The 8,551-nt window shown below is 57.3% G+C and carries 3 protein-coding genes and 5 pseudogenes; 5 read left to right on the forward strand and 3 right to left on the reverse strand.

Annotated features, from left to right (window positions below; all coding sequences use genetic code 11):
• The first annotated feature begins 4 nt into the window (after window positions 1-4).
• The 4 genes and pseudogenes from glyQ to SOP97_RS03590 all read left to right on the forward strand — a co-directional run bounded on the left by glyQ (window position 5) and on the right by SOP97_RS03590 (window position 4,496).
• Complete coding sequence (gene glyQ / locus SOP97_RS03575; RefSeq protein WP_274089013.1) at window positions 5-952, forward strand: glycine--tRNA ligase subunit alpha; 948 nt, start codon at window positions 5-7, stop codon at window positions 950-952.
• Complete coding sequence (gene glyS / locus SOP97_RS03580) at window positions 949-3,003, forward strand: glycine--tRNA ligase subunit beta (protein ID WP_322948221.1); 2,055 nt, start codon at window positions 949-951, stop codon at window positions 3,001-3,003. The genes glyQ and glyS overlap by 4 nt, the downstream gene beginning before the upstream one ends.
• A gap of 95 nt (window positions 3,004-3,098) precedes the next feature.
• Window positions 3,099-3,632: a D-glycero-beta-D-manno-heptose 1,7-bisphosphate 7-phosphatase gene (gene gmhB, locus SOP97_RS03585; RefSeq protein WP_274089015.1), complete on the forward strand. Its 534-nt coding sequence runs from the start codon at window positions 3,099-3,101 to the stop codon at window positions 3,630-3,632.
• A 32-nt stretch (window positions 3,633-3,664) separates the two neighbouring features.
• Window positions 3,665-4,496, forward strand: a pseudogene (locus SOP97_RS03590) (lysophospholipid acyltransferase family protein).
• 1,532 nt (window positions 4,497-6,028) lie between these two features.
• Here the strand turns inward: SOP97_RS03590 and SOP97_RS03595 are convergent.
• The 3 pseudogenes from SOP97_RS03595 to SOP97_RS03605 form a co-directional block, all read right to left on the reverse strand.
• A pseudogene (locus SOP97_RS03595) lies at window positions 6,029-6,157 on the reverse strand (type II toxin-antitoxin system RelE family toxin); the annotation flags it as partial.
• A pseudogene (locus SOP97_RS03600) lies at window positions 6,147-6,382 on the reverse strand (type II toxin-antitoxin system RelB/DinJ family antitoxin). The pseudogenes SOP97_RS03595 and SOP97_RS03600, both read right to left, overlap by 11 nt.
• Window positions 6,383-7,003: 621 nt before the next feature.
• Window positions 7,004-8,212 (reverse strand): annotated as a pseudogene (locus SOP97_RS03605) (DEAD/DEAH box helicase family protein); the annotation flags it as partial.
• A gap of 126 nt (window positions 8,213-8,338) precedes the next feature.
• Here SOP97_RS03605 and SOP97_RS03610 point away from each other — a divergent pair.
• Window positions 8,339-8,551, forward strand: a pseudogene (locus SOP97_RS03610) (IS21 family transposase); the annotation flags it as partial.

Consider the following 8,551-nt stretch of genomic DNA (forward strand, 5'->3'; position numbering starts at 1 on the left):
ATTTGTGAGCCAGACTACGCCTGCCGTGCGCACCTTCCAAGATTTGATCCTCGCCCTGCAACAGTACTGGGCTGAGCAGGGCTGCGTAGTAATGCAGCCCTACGACATGGAAATGGGCGCGGGCACCTTCCACACCGCGACCTTCCTGCGTGCCATTGGCCCCGAGACCTGGAACGCCGCCTACGTGCAGCCTTCACGCCGTCCGGCCGACGGTCGCTACGGTGAAAACCCCAACCGTCTGCAGCACTACTACCAGTTCCAGGTGGTGTTGAAGCCGAACCCGGAGAACTTCCAGGAGCTGTACCTCGGCTCACTGAAAGCCATCGGCATCGACCCGCTGGTCCACGATATCCGCTTCGTTGAAGACAACTGGGAATCGCCAACCCTTGGCGCCTGGGGTCTGGGCTGGGAAATCTGGCTGAACGGTATGGAAGTCACCCAGTTCACCTACTTCCAGCAAGTCGGCGGTATCGAGTGCTACCCGGTGACCGGCGAGATCACCTATGGCCTGGAACGCCTGGCCATGTACATCCAGGGCGTGGATTCGGTGTACGACCTGGTGTGGACCGACGGCCAGTTCGGCAAGGTCACCTATGGCGATGTGTTCCACCAGAACGAAGTGGAGCAATCGACCTACAACTTCGAGCACGCCAACGTCGAGAAGCTGTTTGAGCTGTTCGATTTCTATGAGTCGGAAGCCAACCGCCTGATCGAGTTGGAGCTGCCGCTGCCGACTTACGAGATGGTGCTCAAGGCCTCGCACACCTTTAACTTGCTGGATGCACGCCGGGCGATCTCGGTGACCGCGCGTCAGCAGTACATCCTGCGTGTTCGCGCCCTGGCCCGTTCGGTGGCGCAGAGCTACCTGCAAGCGCGACGCAAACTCGGCTTCCCGCTCGCCACCCCTGACCTGCGTGATGAAGTGTTAGCCAAGCTGGAGGCAGCAGAATGAGTACCCGTGATTTCCTGGTAGAGCTGGGCACCGAAGAGCTGCCGCCGAAAGCCCTGAAAACCCTCGGTGAGGCCTTTTTGGCCGGTATCGAAAAAGGCCTGAAAGCCGCTGGCCTGTCTTACAGTGCCAGCCGCTATTACGCCGCACCGCGGCGCCTGGCCGTGTTGATCGAGCAGCTTGAAGAACAGCAAGCCGATCGCACGCAAAACATCGACGGCCCACCCTTGCAGGCGGCCTTCGATAAAGACGGCAACCCGACTCAGGCCGCCCTTGGCTTTGCCAAGAAGTGCGGCGTTGAGCTGAGCCAGATTGACCAGAGCGGCCCCAAGCTGAAGTTCTGCCAGAGCATTCCAGGCCAAGCCGCTGCTGGCGTACTGCCGGGCATCGTCGAAACTTCGCTGAATGAACTGCCGATCCCTAAGCGCATGCGCTGGGGGGCACGTAAAACCGAATTCGTCCGTCCAACTCAGTGGCTGGTGATGTTGTTTGGCGATGAGGTGATCGACTGCGAAATCCTCGCCCAACAAGCGGGTCGCGTTTCCCGCGGGCATCGCTTCCACGCCAACCACGACGTACGCATCAGCGCGCCGGCCAGCTATGCCGAAGACCTGCGCGGCGCTTATGTGATTGCCGACTTCAATGAGCGCCGTGCACAGATCGCCGCGCGTATTGACCAACTTGCCGCCGAGCAACAGGGCACCGCGATTGTGCCGCCCGCGCTGCTCGATGAAGTCAGCGCGCTGGTTGAGTGGCCAGTGCCGCTGGTGTGTTCCTTCGAGGAGCGCTTCCTGGAAGTGCCGCAAGAAGCACTGATCATCACCATGCAGGACAACCAGAAGTACTTCTGCCTGCTGGATGCTAACGGCAAGCTGCTGCCGCGCTTCATCACCGTGGCCAACGTCGAGAGCAAAGACCCGGCGCAGATCATTTCCGGCAACGAAAAGGTGGTACGTCCGCGCCTGACCGACGCCGAGTTCTTCTTCAAGCAGGACAAGAAGCAGAAGCTGGAAAGCTTCAACCAGCGCCTGGCCAATGTGGTGTTCCAGGCTCAGCTGGGTTCGGTATTCGACAAGGCGCAGCGGGTTTCTGCCCTGGCCGGTTTTATCGCCGAGCGCACCGCTGGCAACGCCACGAATGCCGCCCGCGCGGGCCTGCTGTGCAAATGCGACCTGGCCAGTGAGATGGTCGGCGAGTTCCCGGAAATGCAGGGTATCGCCGGTTACTACTACGCCAAGCATGACGGCGAAGCCGAAGACGTGGCCCTGGCACTGAACGAGCAGTACATGCCGCGCGGTGCCGGTGCGGAACTACCCAGCACCCTCACCGGTTCTGCCGTGGCCCTAGCTGACAAGCTGGATACCCTGGTCGGGATCTTCGGCATCGGCATGCTGCCCACCGGCAGCAAAGACCCGTATGCCTTGCGTCGCGCTGCGCTGGGTGTGTTGCGCATCCTGATCGAGAAGCAGCTGGACCTCGACCTGGCCGACGCCGTTGCGTTCGCCATCAAGCAGTTTGGCGATAAAGTTAAAGCCGATGGCCTGGCCTCTCAGGTGCTGGACTTTATCTTTGACCGCCTGCGCGCGCGTTATGAAGACGAAGGCATCGAAGTGGCCGTGTACCAGGCCGTGCGTGCGGTCAGCCCGACCTCGCCGCTGGACTTCGATCAGCGCGTGCAAGCCGTGCAGGCGTTCCGCGCACTGCCTCAAGCCGCTGCTTTGGCAGCCGCCAACAAGCGCGTCTCCAACCTGCTGAGCAAGGCCGAAGGGCAGGTGGCGGCGAGCGTCGCCGCGCACTACTTCGACAACCCCAGCGAGTTCGCACTGAATGCCGCTATCCAGCAGGCTGAGCAAGCGGTGCAACCGCTGGCCGCGGCGCGCCAGTACAACCTGGCCCTGAGCCAGCTGGCGAACTTGCGCGAGCCGGTGGATGCGTTCTTCGAGGCGGTGCTAGTCAACGCCGAAGATCCAGCCGTACGCGCAAACCGCTACGCGCTGCTGGCCAAGCTACGCGGCCTGTTCCTCGGTGTCGCCGACATCTCGGTACTTGGCTAACGCCTGCTAAATCGTAGGATGGGTTGAGCGCAGCGATACCCATCACCACCTTTACCGGCTGGCGGCCATCACCGCCAGCCGGTTCGGAATACTGCATGAAACTGCTGATTCTCGACCGCGACGGCGTAATCAATTACGACTCCGACGCCTATATCAAAAACCTTGCTGAATGGATTCCGCTACCCGGCGCCATTGAAGCGATCGCGCGCCTGTCGCAAGCCGGCTGGACAGTCGCCGTGGCCACCAATCAATCCGGGGTGGCTCGCGGCTATTACGACCTGGCCACGCTGGAAGCCATGCATGCACGTTTACGCGAATTGGTAGCGGAGCAGGGCGGCGAATTGGGTCTGATCGTGCACTGCATTCACGGCCCGGATGAAGGCTGCGCCTGCCGTAAACCGAAACCCGGGATGCTTGAGCAGATTGCTGCGTACTATGACGTCGCACTCAAGGGTATCTGGTTTGTCGGCGACAGCAGCGGTGACCTGAAGGCCGCACAAACCGTCGACTGTCAGCCAGTTTTAGTAAAAACCGGCAAGGGTGAACGTACCCTGGCGCAAGGATTGCCAGCGGGCACCCTGATATTCGATGATCTGGCGGCGGTTGCCGATCAGCTTCTCCACCTATAGAGCAGGCCCTGCCTGCGACGGTAAAAGCTCCCATGTCGATAGTGCAGACCCTCAGAACCTTCCTCTTCTATCTGTTGTTGTCTTTCAGCGCCTTCTTCTGGTGCACCCTCAGCGTCTTTGTCGCGCCCTTTTTACCCTTTCGTGCCCGCTACCGGTTCGTCGTGCAGAACTGGTGCCGCTGCGCCACCTGGCTGGCCAAGGTGGTGGTCGGTATCCGTTACGAGATCAAGGGCCTGGAAAATATCCCGAAGCTGCCCTGTGTAATTCTCGCTAAGCACCAGAGCACCTGGGAGACCTTCTTCCTCTGTGGCTTCTTCGAGCCGCTGAGCCAGGTGGTCAAACGCGAGCTGCTGTATGTACCGTTCTTCGGCTGGGCGATGGCCATGCTCAAGCCCATCGCCATCGACCGTAGCAACCCCAAGGCGGCACTCAAGCAACTGGCCAAAGTTGGCCATGAACGTTTGGAGCAGGGCGCCTGGGTATTGGTCTTCCCGGAAGGCACGCGTATTCCACCTGGCCAGATCGGCAAATTCAGCCGCGGCGGCGCCTCCCTCGCGGTCAACGCCAACCTGCCCGTGCTGCCGATTGCCCACAACGCTGGCGAGTTCTGGCCCAAGCAGGGCTGGGGTAAAACCCCGGGTACCGTTCAAGTGGTGATCGGCCCGCTGATGTACGCCGAATGCACCGGCCCGCGCGCCATCGCTGAACTTAACGACCGCGCCTTTGCGTGGGTCAGCCAGGCGCAGCGTGATATCGGCTCACTGGATACGCAGAACCAGCCCCTCGAAACTCAGGCGTCTGCCTGAGCCGTCTGTAACCAGGCGCCCCATGGCATCGACTCCATTAGCTCGGAGCCAAGCGTAAGGGGCGCCTACAGGCTGAAACGCTGGCTAGGGATACGTGAGGCGCTTATCGGGCGCGCAACCCAGCTTGGAGGCTAGCGGCAGGCTTCAAGCCACAGCCTGAGTTGACCGCCTGTCAACGCCACCTGATTACAGTAATTAGCCACGACCACCAGTACCGCACCTCACAATCGCCCACCTGATGCCCCTATGGGTAGCTGCTGCAGTGAGTGGCGATGGTCGACTTCGATTGGCGGACTCGCATTAGCTCGACGTGCTTTTAGCTGAAGTATTGACGGCGCTATCACCCAGACTTTTCTATTCCTTCAGTACCGAGGCTAAAGGTCGTCCGAGCAACCTTCCCGCGCTGAAAAATAGCCAGGTCATCAACACTGGAGGAAATGGTTACTGCTCACACTCATTTTTTAGCGATCTCGCCGACTCGTTAATCAGTCGACTGACACAAAAATCGCCTTTTCGCAGACATTAAAAAACCCGCCTAAGCGGGTTTGTTTCCTGACCATTTGACGTCCTGTCTGTGCGTCCTAGCGATGGTCAATCATCCTTGAATTCGAGCGCATCCTTCGCTCTCTGGATGGACATAGAGTAGTGCCAAGAGCCAAAGGCAGATAGCGGCAAACACCACCGTCTCGTGTAAGCCATTCGCCATAGTTAACCGCACCGGAAACATGCCCGACACACTATGCGCTCGTGATCTGCTACAGAGAACTAATCACCTCTGCAAAGCTACGCGTACCGATGCCCATGCCGACCTATAACTTGGGCGTTTTGATTTCAGTCACTGAAACCCAGCGACCTGGTGGTATCGCTGCCATCAGGTTACAGCCGTGGGCTGGTGATATTTTCGATGGCACATGGTTGAAAGTGGTACTTACAGAAAGGGCTATGAACTTGGATATCGCGGTTTTTCTCAACATCAGCGCGGGCAATAGAAATATGCGTTGCGGTCAGCCCGGGCGATGTTGCGTAAGGCTGCAGTACTACCCGAGCCAGATACGCCCAGGTAACAAACAATGATTAATACCTCACCCTTCAGGTAACACCACCGGGTAGCACAGGAACATCCCCGAGCACTTATTGACCTATTCGCACCCTTAAATATCGTTAAATTATTGATTTATATAGATATTTTATAATTGGCACAGGGTTTGCTATATATGGGATACAAGAATAATAAAATCAGCAACACCGCGACTCGACTCTGACATAACAAAAACAATAGGCCAGATCGGTAGCAAACAGATTTTTTTGGAGAAAGTAGGCTTTTCCAGGTTTGACCTGGCAACCAGATAAAACAATAAAACTACCTAAAGGTAGCTGAGCTGGTTGGATCACACCGTGACAATTGCAGCGCTGGCGTCCAAAAAAATACGTTTTCTCTTGGCCTTTCAGGGTCAGATAAAGCTCGAGCAGCACAGCCGGTCATCAAAAATAACAACAGACCGTTCAACAATAAAAAGATGAAGCAACTAATTTGAGGGGAGCCACGGCTCCCCTCAGTGCTTTCTGCTATTTACCTTGTCATCAGACTGTTCGGTTTGCTTCGACTCTTGGATTGAGCAAGGCCTCAGCGAGCTTTTTCTTGAGCAGCTGGCGAATCCTATCACCCAGCTTTTGCTATTCCTTCAGTGCCCGCGCATCAAACTCAAGGCTATAGATCATCCAGCGCAACCTTCACGTGCTGGGGAGCGGCCAAGCGCTCACAAACCGTGGCGATTAAGGCTTCATCTTCCTCGACCGTCAGCACGGGCTGGAATGGCAGCTGTCCGCGCTCACATATTGCAAGACTTGGCAAATTAGCTGGGAGGGAGTGACGCCGAGCTTTTCCAGCTCCTGATAAGCACGAGCCTTAAGTTCATCGTCGATGTGAATATTGATGGACGCCATGGTGCGCCCCTTACCGTAATGACATTCGTATTTACAGCCCCAGGATAGCCGTACCTGGGCAAGCACGTTAACGCCATCTAAGCGGCAGACACCAGCCAAATGCTCCTAGATATCTCAGAATAAAGTGGACTCAGTTGTACAAGTCGACGCCATTTAGAGTCCGAAAATTCAACCTCCCTTAAATGACAAAACCCCGGAAGACCTTTCGGTCAACCGGGGTTTCTTGGCAGGGCAGTGAGTCATTAACTTTTGCCGAAGTGGCAAATAACTTTGCCCACCTACAAAAAGTGTCGACGGGCGACAAACCTGACATTCGCCACCCTAGCAAAATCAATGGCTTACGTGCGAATTGGGCACAATTATTGGCATGATTGAGCCACATAAAGTGGCATTTTCTGTCGAAATAACCGCAATTAGTGTCATTTTCCGCAAGCCCCCGAAACGAGCCGCTCGCAGCACTACATTTCGGTAAGACAGCGGACGTGCTGGAGGCAGGCCTCAAGCCACGGCCTGGATTGACAACCTGTCAATGAACCCCAGATTACGGCGAATCCACCGCATAGGAAACAGCCACTTTCCACCTCCGACGGACGGAAAGCTTGGTGGCTGTATGAAGGCTCGTTAGCCCTTTGCCAGCAGCTCCATTGAGCTGGACGAATCAGCAAATCGATAGCCCATTGCCTTGTAACCGGCCTGACGTTTGCTCCACATACGCAGCAAAGCAGGATGCCCGGCATCGATGAAGTCGATGATGCGCACATCCGCCTTAGTCGCATGTTCCCGGTGCAGGCGGCCCGCATACTGCTGGAGAGTGCCCTTCCAGGAAACGGGCATGGCCAGTACCAAGGTATCCAATGCTGGATGGTCGAACCCCTCTCCGACCAGTTTCCCGGTTGCCAGGATCACCCGTGGGGCATCAGCTGGCAGTGCTTCCAGTCCGCCGATTAGCACGGCGCGTTGCTTCTTGGACATCCGCCCATGCAGGGTGAACAGATTCTCGACCCGATTAACCAACTGCTCCTCGATGGCGCTGAGATGATCTGTTCGCTCAGTCAGCACCAGGATCTTCCGTCCTTGGTCAAAAGCGTCTCCAACCTCAGCAACAATCTTGGCTGTTCGCTCTGTGTCGCTGCACACCTGCAAGAAGACATCCTGGATGCCTGTCCCTTCGGGCATGACTATCGGTCGAGAAAGCCACTGCGGCGTCACGGCCAGATCAGCTGGAGCACTCTCCGGCCTGCTCGCGGTATGCCGAATGGGCCCGCACTGCATGAAGATAATCGGCTGCTGGCCATCACGACGTATGGGCGTAGCGGTCAGACCCAAGACATATTTGGCCCCAGCAGCCTTGAGGAGGGCCTCGAATGAAAAGGCTGACAGGTGATGGCATTCATCAACGATGATTTGCCCGTAGTTTTTCACCTGCTCGCTGACTTCACCTTGCCGTGACAAGGACTGCATCACGGCAATATCGATGATGCCGGTCGGCTTGGCCTTACCACCGCCTATGGTGCCGACCTTCGTTTTGTCTGCGCCCAGAAACGCCTGCAACCGCTCGTTCCACTGCTGGAGCAATTCCGTCCGGTGCACCAGCACCAACGTGTTTACACCTCGCCTGGCAATCAGCGCGGCTGCCGTGACGGTTTTCCCAAAAGCAGTGGGCGCACAGAGGACGCCGGTGTCGTGCGCCAACATGCCTTCGAGAGCAGCCTCTTGATCCTGGCGTAACGTGCCCGCAAAGCGGACATCGATGGGCTCTCCGGCGAAGCGCTCATCGCGCAGCACCAGCGCAATCCCGTTGTCATGCAGCAACGTCCTCACGTCATCCAAGCTGTTGCCGCTGACCGAAAACTGACCCAGTAGAGGCTGTTCTGCCGACTGAAAACTGACCCAGGTGTTCAACTGCTTCTGCTCAATTTTTGAGCAGGAGAACACAGGGTGATCAGTATGGAAATGATGGGCAAAATTCGCCGGATGTATTTCCGCGACAAGCTGTCGCTGCATGAGATAGCCAAGCGCACCGGGTTGGCGCGCAACACGATTCGCAAGTGGGTCAGAGCACCTGAGGCCAAGCCGCCGGTCTACCAACGCCGCGCGATCTTCAACAAACTCAGCCTTTTTCACGCCACGCTGGAGCAGGCGCTAAAAGCCGATTCGCTGCGGCCCAAG

Origin of the sequence: Pseudomonas spirodelae (assembly GCF_034653255.1) — a bacterium.
GTDB lineage: Bacteria > Pseudomonadota > Gammaproteobacteria > Pseudomonadales > Pseudomonadaceae > Aquipseudomonas > Aquipseudomonas spirodelae.

What these genes read in the sequence shown, in the direction of transcription:
- glyS (WP_322948221.1), top strand. Translation starts at nt 949, where the DNA reads ATGAGTACCCGTGATTTCCTGGTAGAGCTGGGCACCGAAGAGCTGCCG.
- gmhB (WP_274089015.1), top strand. Translation starts at nt 3,099, where the DNA reads ATGAAACTGCTGATTCTCGACCGCGACGGCGTAATCAATTACGACTCC.